Annotated in this window: 15 protein-coding genes and 1 pseudogene; 4 read left to right on the forward strand and 12 right to left on the reverse strand. The window is 71.3% G+C overall.

The features are described from left to right. Positions 1-32: 32 nt before the first annotated feature. From ACGFIO_RS07640 to ACGFIO_RS07690, 11 genes and pseudogenes are all read right to left on the reverse strand, one after another. The gene (locus ACGFIO_RS07640; protein ID WP_392823389.1) at positions 33-1,544 is read right to left on the reverse strand and encodes a lipopolysaccharide biosynthesis protein; all 1,512 of its coding nucleotides are present in this window, start codon (positions 1,542-1,544) and stop codon (positions 33-35) included. Further along, a complete protein-coding gene (locus tag ACGFIO_RS07645; protein WP_392823391.1) occupies positions 1,541-2,866 on the reverse strand; it encodes an O-antigen ligase family protein in 1,326 nt (441 codons plus the stop codon). Before ACGFIO_RS07645 ends, ACGFIO_RS07640 begins: the two co-directional genes overlap by 4 nt. Beyond that, entirely contained in the window at positions 2,850-3,761 is a 912-nt protein-coding gene (locus ACGFIO_RS07650) for a glycosyltransferase family 2 protein (RefSeq protein ID WP_392823393.1), read from the reverse strand. The genes ACGFIO_RS07645 and ACGFIO_RS07650 overlap by 17 nt, the downstream gene beginning before the upstream one ends. Then, positions 3,754-5,391 (reverse strand): hypothetical protein, encoded by a 1,638-nt coding sequence (locus ACGFIO_RS07655; RefSeq protein ID WP_392823395.1) that lies wholly within the window; start codon positions 5,389-5,391, stop codon positions 3,754-3,756. Before ACGFIO_RS07655 ends, ACGFIO_RS07650 begins: the two co-directional genes overlap by 8 nt. A 200-nt stretch (positions 5,392-5,591) precedes the next feature. Next, positions 5,592-7,511 (reverse strand): hypothetical protein, encoded by a 1,920-nt coding sequence (locus ACGFIO_RS07660; RefSeq protein WP_392823397.1) that lies wholly within the window; start codon positions 7,509-7,511, stop codon positions 5,592-5,594. Positions 7,512-7,520: 9 nt separating this feature from the next. Further along, entirely contained in the window at positions 7,521-8,477 is a 957-nt protein-coding gene (locus tag ACGFIO_RS07665) for a glycosyltransferase (protein WP_392823399.1), read from the reverse strand. Then, on the reverse strand, positions 8,474-9,283 hold the full coding sequence (locus tag ACGFIO_RS07670; RefSeq protein ID WP_392823401.1) for a phosphatase PAP2 family protein: 810 nt from the start codon (positions 9,281-9,283) through the stop codon (positions 8,474-8,476). The genes ACGFIO_RS07665 and ACGFIO_RS07670 overlap by 4 nt, the downstream gene beginning before the upstream one ends. Positions 9,284-9,351: 68 nt before the next feature. Then, entirely contained in the window at positions 9,352-10,797 is a 1,446-nt protein-coding gene (locus ACGFIO_RS07675; protein ID WP_392823404.1) for a sugar transferase, read from the reverse strand. Between the two features lie 645 nt (positions 10,798-11,442). Continuing rightward, a pseudogene (locus ACGFIO_RS07680) lies at positions 11,443-11,643 on the reverse strand (response regulator transcription factor); the annotation flags it as partial. A 49-nt stretch (positions 11,644-11,692) separates the two neighbouring features. Beyond that, positions 11,693-12,451, reverse strand: a complete 759-nt coding sequence (locus tag ACGFIO_RS07685; RefSeq protein ID WP_392823407.1) for an ABC transporter permease — start codon at positions 12,449-12,451, stop codon at positions 11,693-11,695. Next, positions 12,448-13,389: an ABC transporter ATP-binding protein gene (locus ACGFIO_RS07690; RefSeq protein WP_392823409.1), complete on the reverse strand. Its 942-nt coding sequence runs from the start codon at positions 13,387-13,389 to the stop codon at positions 12,448-12,450. Before ACGFIO_RS07690 ends, ACGFIO_RS07685 begins: the two co-directional genes overlap by 4 nt. Before the next feature lie 273 nt (positions 13,390-13,662). Here ACGFIO_RS07690 and rnhA point away from each other — a divergent pair, with 273 nt between their 5' ends. The 3 genes from rnhA to ACGFIO_RS07705 all read left to right on the forward strand — a co-directional run bounded on the left by rnhA (position 13,663) and on the right by ACGFIO_RS07705 (position 16,197). Then, entirely contained in the window at positions 13,663-14,181 is a 519-nt protein-coding gene (gene rnhA, locus ACGFIO_RS07695; protein ID WP_392823412.1) for a ribonuclease HI, read from the forward strand. A gap of 73 nt (positions 14,182-14,254) precedes the next feature. Beyond that, positions 14,255-14,689, forward strand: coding sequence for a hypothetical protein (locus tag ACGFIO_RS07700; RefSeq protein ID WP_392823414.1), 435 nt, complete (start codon positions 14,255-14,257; stop codon positions 14,687-14,689). Beyond that, the gene (locus ACGFIO_RS07705; protein ID WP_392823417.1) at positions 14,686-16,197 is read left to right on the forward strand and encodes a multicopper oxidase family protein; all 1,512 of its coding nucleotides are present in this window, start codon (positions 14,686-14,688) and stop codon (positions 16,195-16,197) included. The genes ACGFIO_RS07700 and ACGFIO_RS07705 overlap by 4 nt, the downstream gene beginning before the upstream one ends. A gap of 21 nt (positions 16,198-16,218) precedes the next feature. On the opposite strand, the gene ACGFIO_RS07710 is transcribed toward ACGFIO_RS07705, so the two are convergent. Beyond that, on the reverse strand, positions 16,219-16,713 hold the full coding sequence (locus tag ACGFIO_RS07710; protein ID WP_392823420.1) for a MarR family winged helix-turn-helix transcriptional regulator: 495 nt from the start codon (positions 16,711-16,713) through the stop codon (positions 16,219-16,221). Here ACGFIO_RS07710 and ACGFIO_RS07715 point away from each other — a divergent pair, their 5' ends adjacent. Next, positions 16,714-17,325: a TIGR03086 family metal-binding protein gene (locus ACGFIO_RS07715; protein WP_392823421.1), complete on the forward strand. Its 612-nt coding sequence runs from the start codon at positions 16,714-16,716 to the stop codon at positions 17,323-17,325. Positions 17,326-17,333 lie beyond the last annotated feature (8 nt).

Here is a 17,333-nt window from a genome sequence, read left to right on the forward strand (position 1 = left end):
CGCGCCCACCACGCCCGCCCCCAGCGGCACTTTCACCGCGCCCGCCACGCTCTCCCCCGGCGATACCGGACCGCGACGGCCGCGACGATCGGCAGCAGCAGGAGCAGCGCGACCGCCAGCCCCGGCAGCTGCCGGCCCCCCGCCCACACCCCGGCCGCCGCGGCCAGCCCCGCCACCGCCGTCGCCCCGATCACGATCAGCCACAGTGGCCGCGACGACAGCGGCTCCCGCAGCGCCCGCCGGGCCAGTCCGGCGGCGATCAGATTTTCGGCCACGATGCCGAGCGACCAGGCCAGCGCCGCGCCCAGCGCCCCCGATCGCGGGATCAGCACCAGGGCGGCCAGCACGTTCAGGACCAGGCCGGTCAGCGTGGCCACCAGATGGCCCCGGCTGTCGCCGCTCATCAGCAGCACCGTCTGCACCAGCCCGACGCCGACGTTGACCAGCATCGCCACCGCCAGCACGGCGAGCGGACCGGCGGCCGCGCCGAAGTCCCCGCCGAACAGACTCAGAAAGGCCGGGGCGAAGACCGCGAGCAGAATGTACGCCGGGAACGACAGCGCCACGATCGCCTGCGTGGTGTTCCGGTAGAGCGTGGCCGCCTCGGCCGTCCGCCCCGCGCCGAGCAGCCGGGACAACCGCGGCGCCATGGCCACCCGCAACCCCTGCATGATGAGGAGTCCCGCCATCGCATACCGGGCCGCGCCGGCGAACAGCCCCGCCTCCCTCGACCCGGCCAGCGCCCCCGTCAGCAGGACACCGACCCACATGGTGCTGGCGTCCACGGCCACCGACACTGCTCGTGGCAGCGCGTACCCCCAGAACGCCCGCCACCCTCGCGGCCGTCCCACCCGCGGCGCCAGCACCCCTCCGACCAGCAGCGCCAGCCCGACCGGGGCCAGCCAGGCGCCGAAGCCGAGCAGCAGACCGCCCCCGGCCGCGATCAGGAGTATCGGACGCAGCACCGGGACCAGCACGAACTGGACGGCGACGTAGGCGGTCACCGGCCGGGTGGCGCGCACCGCGGCCATCAGAATGGTGCCCGCGACGATCACCGGCACACCGCCGAAGGCCAGCCGGAGCAGCATCGGATCGGGCACCTCGAGCAACCGGGCCAGGGGACCCGCGGCGACCACGCCGGCCACCGCTGTGACCAGGGCCAGGCTGACGCTCGGAATCAGCGCCGTGGCCACCAGCGCCCCCGCCGTTTCACAATCGTCAAACTTGTTGCGGGCGCCGCCCCCGCCCCCACCCCGGCACTGGGTGGGCGTCAATGTAGCGCGGGAAATCGTTGGGGTTACCGGGTTTTCCACAGGATTCAGGCGTGGCAATGCCCACATCAGTGCCGTGTCGGCGCCCAGGCAGCAGACCGCGCCGACGATCGACACGACGCCGATCACCGTGAACAGCACGCCGGCGCCGTCCGCACCGTACCCCCGGGTCAGGAGCGTGGTCAGCACGAACCCGAACGCGCCGTTGACCGCCGCGCCGACCAGCCCGATCGCGCCGCTCCTCGCCGCCCGCCGCGTCTCCACCGCCGTCACGTGACAGAACCCGTCCGCGGCGGCGAGGAGCCGGCCGGCCCGTCCACCGCGGCCAGCCCCAGCCCGATGCCGGCGAACAGCACGGCCATGTTGGGGTCGATGAACGCGTAGAACGGCGTGATGACCACCGCGATCACCGGCAGCGCGCTCAGCCACATCCCGCCGGGGGTGACCGCCGCCGCCATCCGTCGGGTGATCACCAGGAACAGCAGGTACATGACGATCACGGCGGGGATGCCGTGACTGTAGAGGACCTGCCAGATCATGCCCTGGGTGCCGAGGGGTTCGGCCGCGTGGGTGGTGTCGACCGAATTGGGCTGACCGTAGCCGAGCAGCGGCGAGTGGGACACCGCGGTCCAGGTCTGCAGGTACAGGTCGAGGCGGTCGCGGGTGGTGTCGGTGGTCGTGGTGCGGTTGGTGATCAGGTCGGCGACCGGGATGAACAGGGTGATGATCCAGCCGGCCAGGACGATCAGGGCGATCGGCAGCATCAGCCGGACGCGGCCGCGGGCGATCTCGCGGCCGAGCAGGTAGAGCAGGCCCGCGCCGAGGCCGATGAACATGCCGCGGTTGAGGGTGAGGAAGGCCGGGACGATGGAGAGGGGCAGGGAGGCGAGCAGGACGACGCGGATGGGCCGGCCGCGGACCCGGGTGAGGTGGGCCAGGACGAAGGGTACGAGGAAGCAGTACGCGGTGCCCCAGTTGTTGGTGTACGGGTAGGGCGCGGCGGGGCGGTAGATCGGGTTCTCGCTGAAGCGGTTGAACTCGGTGGCGTCGAGCGTGGTCAGGTCGGTGATGAAGCGTTCGCCGGCCAGGCCGTCGGGCAGCAGCAGCGCGAGCGGGCTGTGCACGCTGAACGTGGGGGCGAGCACCCCGAACCAGCCGAGGGCGACCAGCGCCAGCCAGTAGATGATCAGCGGGTTGGCGATCCGGGTCCAGGCGACCCGGTCGCGACGGAGGTTGTAGACGTAGACGCCGACCAGGAACGCGGTCAGCAGGTGGCCCAGGCGCAGACCGAAGATCAGCAGCTGGGTGGAGCGTTCCAGACGGATCGCGCTGATCGCCACCAGGGCCAGGAAGATCAGCCAGAGGGCGGTGCCGGCCGGGCGGCGGACACTGCCGCGGGTGGCCAGCAGCACGAAGAGGACCAGCCCGAAGAACGGCCACACGAAATACCAGACGCCGAGCGCCCACCACACCGGCATGAGCGCGAACATTCCGTACAGCGGCCACACCGGCAGGTCGGCCGGACGCACCTGCCAGATCTGCCGCCCCTCGGTGGCCGCCGACCCGGCGACCACGAGGTCAGATTCCCTTGCCACGCTTCTGCGCCATCCGCAGGACCCGCTCACCGGAGAGCAGGCCGAGGATCACCGGGACGATGACCGCCGTACGCTTCTCCTTCGGGTTGAGCCGCAGCACGGCGGCAAGCTCGCGGATCGCCTCGATCCGACGGCCGCCGGAGGCCAGGGCGAACGCGATCTGCCCCCGGATACGTGCCTCACCGGTGCGGCTGCGGCCCAGCTCGGGGTGCTTGCCGAGCAGGTAACGCTGGGCGTCGACGATCGTCGCCCAACGCCCGAAGTAGAACGAGCCGCCGTGCCAGTCGACGGTGACCAGCGGCTCCCGGACGATGGCCACGTCGGTGTGCCGGGCCAGCCGCAGCAGCCACTCGTAGTCCTCGCTGTAGCCGCCGGGAATGTTCTCGTCGACCGGGCCGGCCGCGGCGAACGTGGTCGCCCGGACCAGCAGCGTGCTGGAGTGGACCTCCATCACCCGGTCGACCAGGAAGTCCTCGATGGTGACGACGTCGCGGTCGAGGACGCGTTCCCGGTCGATGCCGGGTCCCTTGAGGTGCAGGCCGCAGCTGACCGCGCCGATCGCCGGGTCGTCCAGCATTGCGACCTGCCGGGTCAGTTTGGCCGGCCGCCAGACGTCGTCGTCGTCGCAGAAGGCCAGCAGGTCACCGGAGGCCGCCTCGACCCCGCTGTTCCGGCCGCCGGGCAGCCCACGGCTCCGCGAGTTGTGCAGGAAGCGCAGCTTGCGGCCGGGGCCGTGCGGGATGTCGAACTCGCGGACGTCGACGTGGTCGTAGACGACCAGGCACTCGATCTCGCCGGCGTAGTCCTGGGCCAGGATGCTCGCGACCGCCCGTTCCAGCAGGCCGGGACGGTCCCGGGTGGCGACGACGACGCTGACGCTGGGCGGGTTAGGCACCCTTGCCGCCGGTGAGGACGAACCCGGCGGTCTGCGCGCCGGCCGACCGGAGGCGGTCGACCAGGCGGGTCAGGTCGCGGTTGCGGGTGCGGTCGCGGGCCACCACGAGTACGGCCGTACCGTACTGCGCCGCGCGTACGCCCCGCTCGTCCACGTCGGACGGCGGCGCGTCGATCACGGTGACGCCGTTCTGCGGCTGCTCGCTCAGCGACACCAGCCGGACCAGGCCGCCGCCGATGGCCACCACCAGCGGACGCCGGCCGTCCGGACCGGGGAAGCCGCCGCCACCGCCACCGCCGGCGAAGGACGGCATGTAGCTGCGTTGCGGCGCGAGCACCGCCTGGCCGTCGGCGTGCTCGATGACCAGCGTCGACTCCGGGTCGTCGTTCATCGGCGGCCCAGGCACGGCCGGCAGCACGGTCACGCCCGGCGCCGGAACCCCGTTGGTCCGCTGCACCTCGGCGCCGACCCGGAGCACCCGGGCCCTGGGCGGGGTGCGCTTCTGCGCCGCGAACAGCACCGGCCGCAGGCCCTCGTGCAACTCCGGGGCGGTGACCAGGGAGACGTCCTGACCGGACTCGGCGATCGCCACGGCCACGTTGACCGACACGGCGGCACGGCCCTCGTCGTCGCGGCCGGAGAGCACGACCAGCGGCCGGCCCGGGTGCCGTTCGATCCACTGGAGCAGGGCCAGCGACACGTAGCGGGCGTCGGCGGCGGCCGCGTCCTCGGCGTGCCGACCGGCCCGGACCGTGCCCAGGGCAGGCACGCCGATCAGGTCGGCGGCCTGGTCGAGGGAGCGGACCCGCCGGTCCAGCGCCTCCCGCGCGTGCGCGGCGATGATGCCGGCCAGCAGGCCGCCGAGCAGCGCGCCGAGCAGGAACAGGGGCCACGAGTCGTGGCTGGACGGCAGCGGGCCGCGGGCGGCGGCGGTGATCGAGCCGGGAGTCAGGTCGGCCGAGGCGATCTTCGCGCGCTGGTTGGCCAGCTGGGCCAGCTGGTCGTTGAGCGCGGCGACCTCGTCCAGCTTGGCCTGGGTCCGCGGGGACGCCCCGTCGCGCTCGTCGGCGTCGTCGGGAATCCCCCTCTGCGCCGCTTTCCGCTGGTCGGTGACCTGCCGGACGGTGTTGTCGTAGGACAGCAGCAGCCCTTCCCGCTGCTTCTGGTAGATCGCCTCGCGAACCCGCAGATAGGTCTTGGCCGCGGTGTTCGCCCCGGCCACGGCCCGGTCCTCGCCGTCGTCGGCGTAGTCGAAGCGCAGCACGGCGCCGCCGGTGGGCACCTCAACGGTGAGCGATTCCCGCACGTCGTCGGCGTCGCGGGCGAGCGCCCGGGCGGTCGCGTCGATGACCTCGTTACCCAGCGCGACGCCGCTCTCCGCGGTCATGTTGATGGCCCGGTCGGCGCCGCTGGACGGCAGGGTGAACGGGTCGGTCACCACCGGCCGCAGCACGACGACCGTAGTCGCGTGGTAGGTCGCCGGCAGCAGGAACAGGTAGGCGGTCACCGCCAGCAGGGTCAGGACGGTGGCCATGAGAACGGTGCGCCAGCGGCGCAGCGGGATCAGGAGGACGTCGGCGAAGCCGACCACCCGCTGCCGGTTACCGGCCACGGAATCGATGACATCCATGAATAACTCCCTCTGCGCCGCTGGGGCGTGTTTCGTGGATCAGCTGAGTGCGAGGCGCGGTCCAGAGTGTCTGGCGTCGCCCACGACACGCCCTCATCCTGGTTCTGATGTGGGCGTCTCGCGGGTGGCGTCAGGCGCGCTCCGGGCCACGCCGCAGCCCCGGCTGATCCACGAGACGCGCCCCTAAGGCGATTGTGCAGCTAGCTGGTCGCGAAGAACAGCGTGGGGTTGTTCCAGCCCGAAGCGGCGACCTGAGTCGCCGTCGAACCGACGACCGCGGTGGCCGCGCCGGGGCTGAACGCCACCCGCTTGAGCGCACCGGTGGAGGAACCGTAGAGCAGGCTGTTGTTGACCCAGGCCAGGCCCCGGACCGTCGACCAGTCGACACCGCTGGTGGGCAGCGTGAACTCGGTGCAGCCGATGATCGACCCGTCCGGCGTGAAGTAGCGGTAGTAGAGCCCGCTCTTGCCGGACAGCGTGTAATACATCCGGCCGCTCAGGTAGAACGCGCCGGTCATCGTCGACGCGTTGAACCACGCGTTGAAGCCGCTGGCCTCCCACGGCGCCCCGCCCGCGCCGGCCGAGAACACCGAGGCGTTGAGCTTGCCCGCCGTGGTCGAGTAGTAGACCTTGTTGCTCAGCGAGAACGCCGCCTTGGCCCCGTTCAGCTGGCTCTGCGTGCTGGTGGTGGCCGTACCCAGGGTGGTGCCGTTGAACGGAACCTTGGTGAACGCGGTCGTGCCGGCCCCGCGGTACAGGTAGCCGCTGGTGGCCGTGGGCGCGTTCTGCACCGCGATGGTCCGGCCGCCGGTGGTCGGGAACAGCGCCTGCCGGCCGTGGTACTCCTGGGCCACGCCGTCCGAGTCCTGCCCGATGTAGACGCCGTTGCTCCCCTTCCAGATCTCCCAGACGATCGGGCCCCAGTCGGTGCCGCCGGGCGGGAGCGCGTCGCCCGGCGAGCGGCCCGGGTTCCAGGACAGCGGCAGGCCGTTGTTCGGGTCGAGCGCGCCGAAGCCGTACCGGTCGATGCCACCCGGGCCCTTGGCGTCGTCGCCGTTGGCGTTGCTCAGCCAGCGGAAGTGGCCGCCGACGTAGACGATGCCGTCGGCCGCCTCGATCGAGGTGACCGAGTCCGTGCCGGTCCGGTTGACCCAGGTGGCGGTGACCGCGCCGCGGTCGGCCGTCTCGAACCGGGCGATCGCGTCGCAGTAGCTGGTGCCCTTGCCGCCGTCCGCGGCGATGACGAAGTAGCCGCCGTCGTCGGAGAAGTCCACGTCGCGGGCGTAGAACGAGAACGAGTTGGAGGCGCAGGGCGCGACGTACTGGTCGGTGCTCCAGTCGGTGACGGCCGGCACGCCGCTCACGTCGATCATCGCGACCTGGTTGCGGCTCTGCCCGTTGACCGAGGTGAAGTTGCCGGTGGCGACCAGCGTGTTGCCGTCCGGGGACAGGGCCAGGGCCCAGACCAGCTCGGCCGAGTTCGGGTACGGCCGGGCGCCGCTCGCGTCCACCTGGAAGCCGGCGTCGATCGCGCCGGTGGTCGCGTTCAGCCGGGCCAGCAGCGAGTGCTCGGTCCCGTTGACCCAGTGGAACGCGCCCGCGATGTAGAGCTGGTTGCCCTTCACGATGGCGCGCCGGACGACACCGCCGTCGCTGCGGCCGACCCAGGCGGCGATGGTGGCCCCGGTGGCCGGGTCGACCTCGACCAGGTTCTTGCGGGCGACGCCGTTCACGGTGCCGAAGTTGCCGCCGACGATCAGCTTGCCGTCCGGGCTGACCGCGAGCGCCTGCACCGGACCGTCGAAGGTGGGCGTGAAGCCGGTCTTCAGGGCACCGGTGGTCGCGTCGTACGCCACCAGGTAGCTGGCCGCGGACCAGCTGGCGGCGCCGGCCGCCTTGACCCCGGTGAACCCGCCACCCGCGTAGATCGTGTTGCCGATCTGCGCGAACGCCCGGACGTCGCCGTTCTGGAAGTGCGGCAGGTAGTCGACCGGGTCGGCCGACACGATGGTTCCGGCGACCGGCGGCGGCACGTAGACCGCGCTCGCCGGTACGGCGCTGAGACCGACCACCAGGCCGGCGACGGCGGCCGGCACCAGGAGCCGACGGAGTAAGGACACTTGCCCTCCCTAGGGAACGGACTGCTGAGTTTCGGACGTGAGGCGGAACGGTGTGACAACCGGGAGACTGCGCACCGACCAACCGGCGGCGGTCTCCAGATCGGCGAAGGTGACCTCGCCGGCCTCGCGGGCCACGACGAGATCGCGTTTCTCCAGGTCGCGGGCGATCGCCACCTGGTGGTCGTCGACGTGCTCGCCGTACGCGCGGCGCCGCGGAACATACAGCGCCCGGCGGCCGGCCTGCATCGCGGCCAGCGCCGAACCCACCCCGGCGTGCGAGATCACCACGTCGGCGTCGCGCAGCGCCCGGCGCATCTCGGCGATCGGCACCTGGGCCCGGGCGCCGGCCGGCATCCGGTCGATCCGGGTCGCGCCGGTCTGCCACAGCACCTCGAGGTGCGGGGGGAGAATGTCGACGAGGCGGTTGAGCAGCCTCGGGAACGCGTACCCCGGATGGGTGCCGAGCGTGACGACCACCTTGCGCACCGGCCGGGGCCGCGCGGGCTCGGCGTGGAAGCTGTCGAAGATGGACCCGCCGTACCGCCAGGTGTGGTCGGCCCAGGCGCGGTGCTGGGTGAAGAGCCGGGTACGCGGCAGCCACGCCGCCAGCCGCCCGGTCAGCGACGGGCCCTCGGTGCGGGTCGCGCTCTCGATGTAGGTGCACCGCACGCCGGTGGCGACGGCCGGCACGAAGAACGACAGCGCGATGCTGGCCCCGGTGCTGATCACCTCGTCGTAGCGGCCGTCGCTGAGCATCCGCCGGGCCACCGCCATGGTCCGCAGCGCGCCGGGCAGGTCGCGGGTGGTGGACGGGCGTACGTGCACGACGTCCTCACCCTCCAGCAGGGACCGGCTCTGCGGACTGTCGAACGTCACCCAGCGCCGGTCGGGCACGCCCAGCCGCGGCACCAGGTCGTGCAGCTCGGCCAGGTGACCGCCGGTCGAGGCGACCAGGAGCGCGGTCATGCGGCCGGCTCCAGGGCTCGCGGGGAGGCTTTCCGGGTGACCCCGGCCAGCACACAGACCGACAACGCGAAGCCGGCGAACAGGGCCGGTCCGAACATCAGACCGCTGATGACGTCGGTCAGCCAGTGCTTCTGCACGTAGACGCGCGAGTAGCCCTCGTAGGTGGCGAGCACCAGCACGCCCGTACCCAGCGCGACCTTGATCCTGGTAGTGAACCGCCAGGTGAGGGCGGCGAACAGGGCGAGCGTGCCGAACACCATGACGATCCGGGCGATGCCGCCGGACGGGTACGTGCCCAGTCCCGTCGGCGGGTGCCCCCGGTCGACCATGCCGGCGATGATCGCCTGCACGTACTGTTCGAGCACGAACTGGGCCGGGATCGCCACCAGCGGGATCCAGAAGCGACGCCGCCACAGCACGGCGAACACCAGCGCCCCGGCCACGGTCACCCACTTCAGCGGGTAACGGTCGCCCAGCGCGGTGTACAGCCAGTTGAAGTCCTCGAAGCCCGGGCTGCGCCGGGGTGCCACCCAGTGCAGCACCGGCCAGTCGACCACGTGCTCCAGCGCGTGGGCGAGCTCGCCGATCGGCCAGAACACCGCCACGACCGCCGCCGACCAGGCCAGCACCACGGTCACCGCGGCACCCGGGCGGCCCAGAGCCGCCACCAGGCCGCCGGTCGCCGCGCGGATCCGGCCCGCCGCCGCGCTCCGGGCGAACCGCCGGCCCGGCCCGTACGCCAGCAGCGGTCCGGCCGCCACCGGAAGGATCACCGCCAGCCCGGCGATGAGATACAGCGTTACCAATTTCCCAGTCCCAATCCCGCGGCCGTCCCTTGCCGCTCGATCCCGCCCCCGCGTCCGTACGCCGTCAGTCAGTAGGCACCCTGGCCACGCATCACAACCATCGCGGTGCGCATGAGGATCACCAGGTCGACGGTGAGTGACCAGTTCTCCACATACCTCAGGTCGAGCCGGATCGAATCCTCCCAGGACAGATCCGACCGCCCGCTCACCTGCCACAGCCCCGTCATCCCGGGCTTCACCACCAGCCGCCGGCGCATGTCGTCCGGATATTGCTCCACCTCGGCGTGCAGCGGCGGCCTGGGCCCGACCAGTGACATCTCCCCCAGCAGCACGTTGATCAGCTGGGGCAGCTCGTCGAGCGAATGCCGGCGCAGCACCCGGCCGGACCGGGTCACCCGCGGGTCCTGCCGCATCTTGAACAGCACGCCGGCGAGGTCGTTGCTCTCCTGCATCGCCGCGCGGCGCTGTTCCGCGTCGACGTACATGGTGCGGAACTTGAACATCCGGAAGGACTCGCCGCCCCGGCCCACCCGGGTCTGCCGGAAGAACACCGGCCCGCCGGTGTCCAGCTTGATCCAGGCCGCCACGGCCAGGAACACCGGCGCGAACAGGACCAGCAGGAAGGCGGCGCCGGTGATGTCGAACACGCCCTTGATCAGGCGTCGGCCGCCGATCAGCCGGGGGTGCTCGACGTGCATCATCGGCAGCCCGTCGACCGGCCGCACGGTAATCCGGTCGCCGGCCGTGTCCACCAGGGACGACGCCACGATCAGGTCGATGTCGTCGCGTTCCAGCTCCCAGGCCAGCCGGCGCAGGATCGGGCCGTCCAGTTCCGGGCAGGACAGCACCATGACGGTGTCGGCGCCGGCCGCCGCCGCGGAGTTGGCCGCCGCGCCCAGCGCCCCGAACACCGGCACGTCGACCACCGCCGACGCGCCCTCGAGCTGGCCGGCCGGCAGGCAGGCGCCGATCACCTGGAAGCCGTGGTGGTAGCGGCGGTGCAGCTGGCGGGTCATCTCGGCGACCGTGTTGGCGTGGCCCAGCACCAGCACGCGGTGCATGGCCCGGCCGGCGGCGCGCTCGCTGTGCAGGCGCTGGCGCAGCAGGAACCGGCCCAGCAGGGACAGTCCCGTGGTCAGCACCAGGACCATCAGCACGTAGCCGCGGGCCAGGTCGGCGTTGAGCACGTAGGAGGCCAGGGCCAGGCCGATGGTGAGGCGGGTGCCCGCGCGGAGCACGCGCTGGTATTCGTCGGTGCCGACGAAGAGCAGGCGGCGCTCGTACGCGTGGGTCATCGCCAGCAGGCCCAGCCAGACCGGCGGCAGCAGGGCGGAGAAGACCAGGTACCACGTCGCGTACGCGGCGCCCTGGAAGCGCAGCGCGTACGCCACGAGGGTGGCGAACAGCGTGGCGGAGAAGTCGACCACGAACAGCCACCGGACGTAGCGTGCCTCCCAGACCCAGCGGTCCGCGAGCCGGCGCCCGGCGGCGTCCCCGAGGTCTCTCTCGGTCACGCCGAAATACGAAGTCGTAGTCGGTATCGATCCCGTGTCGGCGTCGTCCGCCGTCATGTCCGTCGTCGTCACGACGCCCCAGCTCCGAGAGAGTCCCCACGCCCACGAGGCATTGCGGTCATTGGTGCGTCCCCCGCTCCCCATTTCGCGGTGAACATCAGATGAGGTGCGAGAGAATACCGGACCCTTTCGCAGAATGTTTGTTTCGTTTATGCCGACCGGCTCCACATCGGACAATAGGGATCTGAACGACTCTTGATTGAGCCGTCAAGATTCTTTAGTCCGGTGCGATTGCGGGGGCATCGAACGTTAACACAGGAGGCCGGGCGGGCCCGAGAGGGAGAACGTCATCCGTCGATGAATCGTGATATGTCCCACTGGACAATGGACAGTGCACCCGCCGGACCGGCGGATATCGATCAGGGTGGAAGTTTACGACCGAGGTCCGGGCGACGATCTTCCCGGCCGGGTCGGTTCGCGGCCGCCGGAGCGTCCTCGACCAGCGGTTCGGGGATCAAATCGGCCCCACCGGCGGCAGCCGTCGCAGGCGGGGCTACGGGGCCTCCGGTCACGAGGCGGTGGGCTGCTTCTGATCAGGCCGTGGCGTTTGCCGTCCGGGCTTGCTGTGTCTCACCCCGCCGGTGGTCACAGCAGCTCGTCCGACATGGCGGTGGTCACCGCGGCCGTCCGGTCGGCCACGTCCAGCTTGCCGAAGACCCGCAGCAGGTGCGTCTTCACCGTCGCCTCGGATATGAAAAGCTACTTGCCGATCTCGGCGTTCGTCTGCCCCCGCGCGACCAGCCGCAGCACTTCCGCCTCGCGGGCCGAGAGGGCCGGCGGCGCCGGCCGGCGAACCTGCCGGACCAACGTCGAGGCCACGCTTGCCGGCGCCGGCCTACTCCCAGCGGAAGAAACGCGTCGCCGCGGTGACACCGACCGCCGCCCAGGCGGCCAGGCTCAGCCAGATCGCCCCCGGAATCGCCGCGCCACTGAGCGCGTCCCGCAACGCCTGCGCGTGCGCCGCGAGCGGCAACACGAACCACCCGGCCACCCCGAGGTCCGGCGCCGCGAACATGATCCCGCCCACCGACAGCATCACCACGTAGATCAGCGTCGCGCCGGCGGTCACCGTCTCTGGCCGCAGCAGTCCGGCCATGGTCAGCGCCAGCCCCGAGTACGCCGCCACCGCCAGCACGGTGACCCCCACCGCCGGCAGCAACTGCCCGAATTCCGGCCGCCACCCGACCGCCACCCCGACCAGGGCGAGCACCAGCAGCTGGACCAGGACCAGCCCGAGGATCGCGGAGGTCTTGGCGAAGAGCAGCCCCGACCGGGTCAGTGGCGAGGCGCCGAGCCGTTTGAGGACGCCGTAGCTGCGTTCGTAGCCGGTGGTGATCGCCTGTCCGGTGAACGCGGTCGACATCACCGTGAGCGCGAGCACCCCGGGCACCACGTACGCCAGCCGATCGTCACCGGGAACGTTGGTCGCGTCGGTGAGCCCGGCACCGAGCAGCACCAGCAGCGGCACACCCATGGCGAGCACGACCGCCTCGCCGCGGCGCGCCGTGAGCAGAAGCTCCATCCTGATCTGACGCCGCATCACCACGCCACGAGTGGCTCGCCCCGGCGCCGGTGTGAAGGTACCCGCGCTCATCGCAGTGCCTCCGTGTCCTCGGCCGGCGTCTTCGTCGACGTCAGGGCCAGGTAGACGTCCTCCAGCGTGCGCCGCCGCGAGTTCACCGCGGTGACCTGCGCGCCCGCCTCGGCGAACCAGCTCAGCACGGCCGCGATGGCCGCGCTGTCCAGGGAACCGGCCACGGCGTACTCACCCGGCGACAACTCGTCGATCTTGGCGTCGATCCGTTCGCCCAGCCTCGCAACCGGCAGGCCGGCGTCGGCGCGTACCTCCAGCAGGTCTATGCCGGCCGCGGCGGTGAGCTCGGCCGGCGTGCCGGTCGCCGCGACCCGGCCGGACCGCATGATCACAACCTGGTCGGCGAGCCGCTCGGCCTCGTCCAGCAGATGGGTCGTGAGCAGGACGGACACCCCGTCGGCGCGCAGTTCCTCGATCAGCTGCCACGTGGTGTGCCGGGCCTCGGTGTCCATGCCGGCCGTCGGTTCGTCGAGGAACACCAGCTCCGGACGCCCCACCAACGCGACCGCGAGCGCGAGCCGCTGCTGCTGGCCGCCCGACAGCCGCCGCCACCGCGTACGCCGGATCTCACGCAGCCCGAGCCGGTCGAGCAGCATCTCGGTGTCGAGCGGCGTGGCGGCGAACCCGGCGAACAGCTCGAGGATCTCCCCGACCGTCGCCCACGGGTAGACACCGCCGGCCTGCAGCATGATCCCGATCCGCGGCATCAGCGCGTCATGATCGCCGACCGGGTCGAGCCCGAGCACCGAGGCGTTGCCGCCGTCCGGCCGCCGGAAGCCCTCGCACACCTGGAGCAGGCTCGTCTTCCCGGCACCGTTGTTGCCGAGCAGCGCGAGCACCTGCCCGCGCGGCGCGGTCAGCGAGACGCCATCCACGGCGGTGACGTCGCCGTAGCGAACCACCACGTCCCGCACCTCGACGGCCCCGGCCTGACTCATCCCGCCCCATCGTCCTGGCGGATCCCGGCGGATCCGCTCCGGCCACGATACGTTGCGCCCGGCCACGGCCTTGCGCCGAGCCTCGCGACGTTCGGTCACCACCGCCGTCCCCCCTTTCCCGCTTCGCTTCCTCGTGCCTACCGGCTGACAACCGGCGATTCCTCCTCCCGGCGGCCGCAGCGCTCCTCCCTGAGGTGGATATGTTGCGTCCGCAACCGTCGTCATCCGGCCGCGGGCGAGCCCCGGCCGCCGACGATCGGTAGGGTGCCCGCCATGACCGACCGAACCGTCGTCGAGATCTACACCGACGGGGCCTGCATCCCGAACCCGGGTCCCGGTGGCTGGGGCGCGGTGCTGCGTTACGGCACCTCCGAACGTGACCTCTGCGGCGGTGAGGCGACTCCCACCACCAACAACCGGATGGAGCTGACCGCACCGATCCGCGCGCTGGAGTCGCTGACCCGGGCGCCGCTGACCGTGATGCTCTACACCGACAGCGTCTACGTCCGGGACGGCATCACGAAGTGGCTGCCCCGATGGAAGGCCAACGGCTGGCGGACCGCCGCCAAGCAGCCGGTCAAGAACGTCGACCTCTGGCAGCAGCTGGAGGCCGCGGTCAGCCGCCACGAGGTGCGCTGGCACTGGGTCAAGGGCCACGCCGGGCACCCGGAGAACGAGCGTGCCGACCGTCTCGCCGCCCGCGGGCTGCAGGAGGCTCTCGACGCCGCCGTCGAGACCCCACCGGCGACAACGGCCCTGATCGGCGACCCCGGGCCAACCGGCCTGTTCTGACCTGCTGAAGTCCGGCGCGCCCTCAGGTGCGGCGCCGGATCCGTCCGGACGCCTTCGCCAGAAGGATGGCTCTGTGCTCGAGAACGTCCACGACCCAACCCTGTCCACCGACCCCGTGCCCCCGTCTGGGCGCCGGCCTGCCTCCTGGCCGATCGGTGTGCTCCGCGGCCTTTCCTTCCTCGTCGTGCTCCAGGTGCTGTTGCAGGCGGTTCTGGCCGGCGGATTCGTCACCGGGGAGGTCTCGCTGCTCGGCCTGCACAGCACCAACGGCATCGTGCTCTTCGTGACCTCGGGCCTGCTCGTGGCCGGCTCGGTCCTGCTGGTTCGTCCGGGCCGCGGCCCGTGGTGGCCGATCGTGCTCACCAGTGTGGTGTGGTTACTGATCGCGGTGCAGGACTGGTTCGGCTTCGCCCGCATGATCGGCCTGCACATCCCGATCGGTGTCGCGCTCATGGGTTTGATCACCGGATTCGCCTGGTGGACCGGCATGTATCGGACGCCCCGATGAATCTGCACCGGCGCACCCTGCTGACGCTCGCCGGGGTGACCGCCGTGGCCGGCTGCGGACGCCTCTCCGACGGGCCGGGCACGGGCCGCCTGCTCACCAGCAAGGTGCGGCCCCCGCGGTTCAGCCGGCCGTTGCCGATCCCGGCAACCGCCCGGCCGGTCCGGGTGACCGCCGACGCCGATCACTACGTGCTCACCCAGAAGGCCGCCGACGTCGAGCTGGTGCCCGGCCAGAAGACCCGGATCTGGGGTTACGACGGCACCTTCCCGGGCCCGACCCTGCGTGCCCGGACAGGACGGCCGATGGTCGTGACGATGCGCAACGAACTGCCGGTGCCGACGTCGACGCACCTGCACGGCGGCGTCAACCCGCCCGATTCCGACGGGTTCCCCAACGACCTGACCGTCCCCCGTGGCTACTCGCCCGCCCCGCCGTCGTCGCCGGGCGGTCGCGTGCACGAGGCGAGCCGCGACTACCAATACCCGAACGACCAGCGGGCGGCGACGCTCTGGTATCACGATCACCGGATGGACTTCACCGGACCGCAGGTCTGGCGCGGCCTGGCCGGCTTGTTCCTGATCACCGACCCGGCGGAAGAGGCCCTGCCGCTGCCTCGCGACGAGCGGGACCTCCCGCTGTTGATCTGCGACCGGTCCTTCGACGCCGACGGCTCGTTCGCCTATCCCGCGCACGACATGGCGATGCACCAGCCTGGCGCCCGCGGCGAGTTCGTCACCGGCGTCTTCGGCGATGTGATCCTCGTCAACGGCGCGCCGTGGCCGCGACATGAGGTGGACACGGCCCGGTATCGGATACGCCTGGTCAATGCCTCCAACGCCCGTCGTTACCGGCTCGCCTTTCGCGCGCCCGACGGCCGGCGTCTGCCCATGGTGCAGATCGGCAGCGACGACGGCCTGCTGCCGGCCCCGGTCAGCCACGACGAGATCATCATGACGCCGGGCGAGCGCCACGACGTCGTGGTCGATTTCGGCGACCTGCCGATCGGTGCCGAGGTCACCCTGGTCAACGATTTCGGTACCGGCGCGACCGGCGAGGTGATGCGGTTCGTCGTGGCGCGGAAGGTCGCCGACGACACTCGGATCCCGGAACGGCTGACCCCCGTCGATCAGCTCGCCAGGAAGGACGCGGTCGCCGAGCGGCAGTTCGACTTCCGCTACGACGAAGGGCGGTGGACGGTCAACGGGCAGCTCTACGACCCCGCCGGCAGCCTGGCCGCGCCACGCCTGGACACCGTCGAGCTGTGGCGGTTCACCAGCGACTTCCATCACCCGGTGCATCTCCACCTGGCCCATTTCCAGGTGCTGTCGAGGGCCGGTCAGTCGCCCGAGCCGTGGGAGAGCGGCTGGAAGGACACCGTGGACGTACGACCGTACGAAACGGTCGAGGTACTCGCGAAGTTCGCCGGCCACCGCGGCAAGTACATGCTGCACTGCCACAACCTCGAGCACGAGGACATGGCGATGATGGCCAACTTCGACGTGGTCTGACGCTCGCACCGGGCACCTCCCTCAGGTGGCGTCAGGTTTACCACCTCCCTCCGACAAGTGTTCGAGACAGCGGAGAAATACCTGCTCATCCCCTGTGGATAACTTTTCGAGGAGGCCTCGCTCGGCGGCGCGGATGGCCACCCGTACGACTCGATGAACGTCTCGGCCCGCATCCGTGAGCGCCAGTAGCCGGACCCGCCGATCGGCCGGGTCCGGTTCGCGCTCGATCAGGCCGCGCCGCTGCAGGTCGTCGAGCACCGGGATCAGCCGGGTCTTGTCCGCGCCGATCGCCTTGGCCAACGCCGCCTGCGTCCGCATCGGCTCGTCGCGCAGCGCCGTGAGCACCACATACGCCCACATCGACAGGTCGTTCTCGGCCAGGATCGGCTGCTCCAGGGTGATCAGCAGCCGCGCCAGCCGGGCCGCCATCGCGCCCAGATCGGGCCGATCCGTGTCGCTTGTCACGCCGAGACGATACCCGTTGACAGATCGTACGCTCAGGTAGATCGTAAGCACATGCATATCGATCTGATCCGAGCCGATGCCACCGCTGTACGAGCCACCGTCGAGCTGGTGAACCGTCTTTCCCCCGACGACCTGGCCCGGCCGACGCCCTGCGCGGGGTGGAGCCTGCGGGCCCTGCTCGCCCACATGACCGCGCAACATGAGGGCTTCGCCGCGGCCGCCGCCGGGCGCGGGCAGGATGAGGCGGTCTGGCGTCCGCGATGGCAAGATCCCCAACCCCTCGAGGGGTACGCCGTAAGCGCGGCCGTCGTGCTCTCGGCGTTCGAGGGCGAGGGTGTGATGAACCGTCTGTTCCACCTGCCCGAGATCCGGCCGGAGCCGGTGCCCGGTTTCATGGCCGTCAGCTTCCATCTGGTCGACTACCTCGCCCACTGGTGGGATGTCGCCGCCACACTGGAGCTGCCCTGGTCACCGCCGGCCGAGGTGGTCATCGCGGCCCTGCCGATCGCGCGCCAGGTGCCCGACGACGGCAGCCGCACCCGGTCCGGCGCCGCCTTCGGCCCCGGCATCCCGGTCCCACCGGACGCGTCACCCGAGGTCGAGTTCCTCGCACTTCTGGGCCGATCCGCGTCCTGGCGACCGGAAACTGTCGGATCCGACTGATAGGACAA

Source organism: Actinoplanes sp. NPDC049265 (assembly GCF_043197135.1).
GTDB lineage: Bacteria > Actinomycetota > Actinomycetes > Mycobacteriales > Micromonosporaceae > Actinoplanes.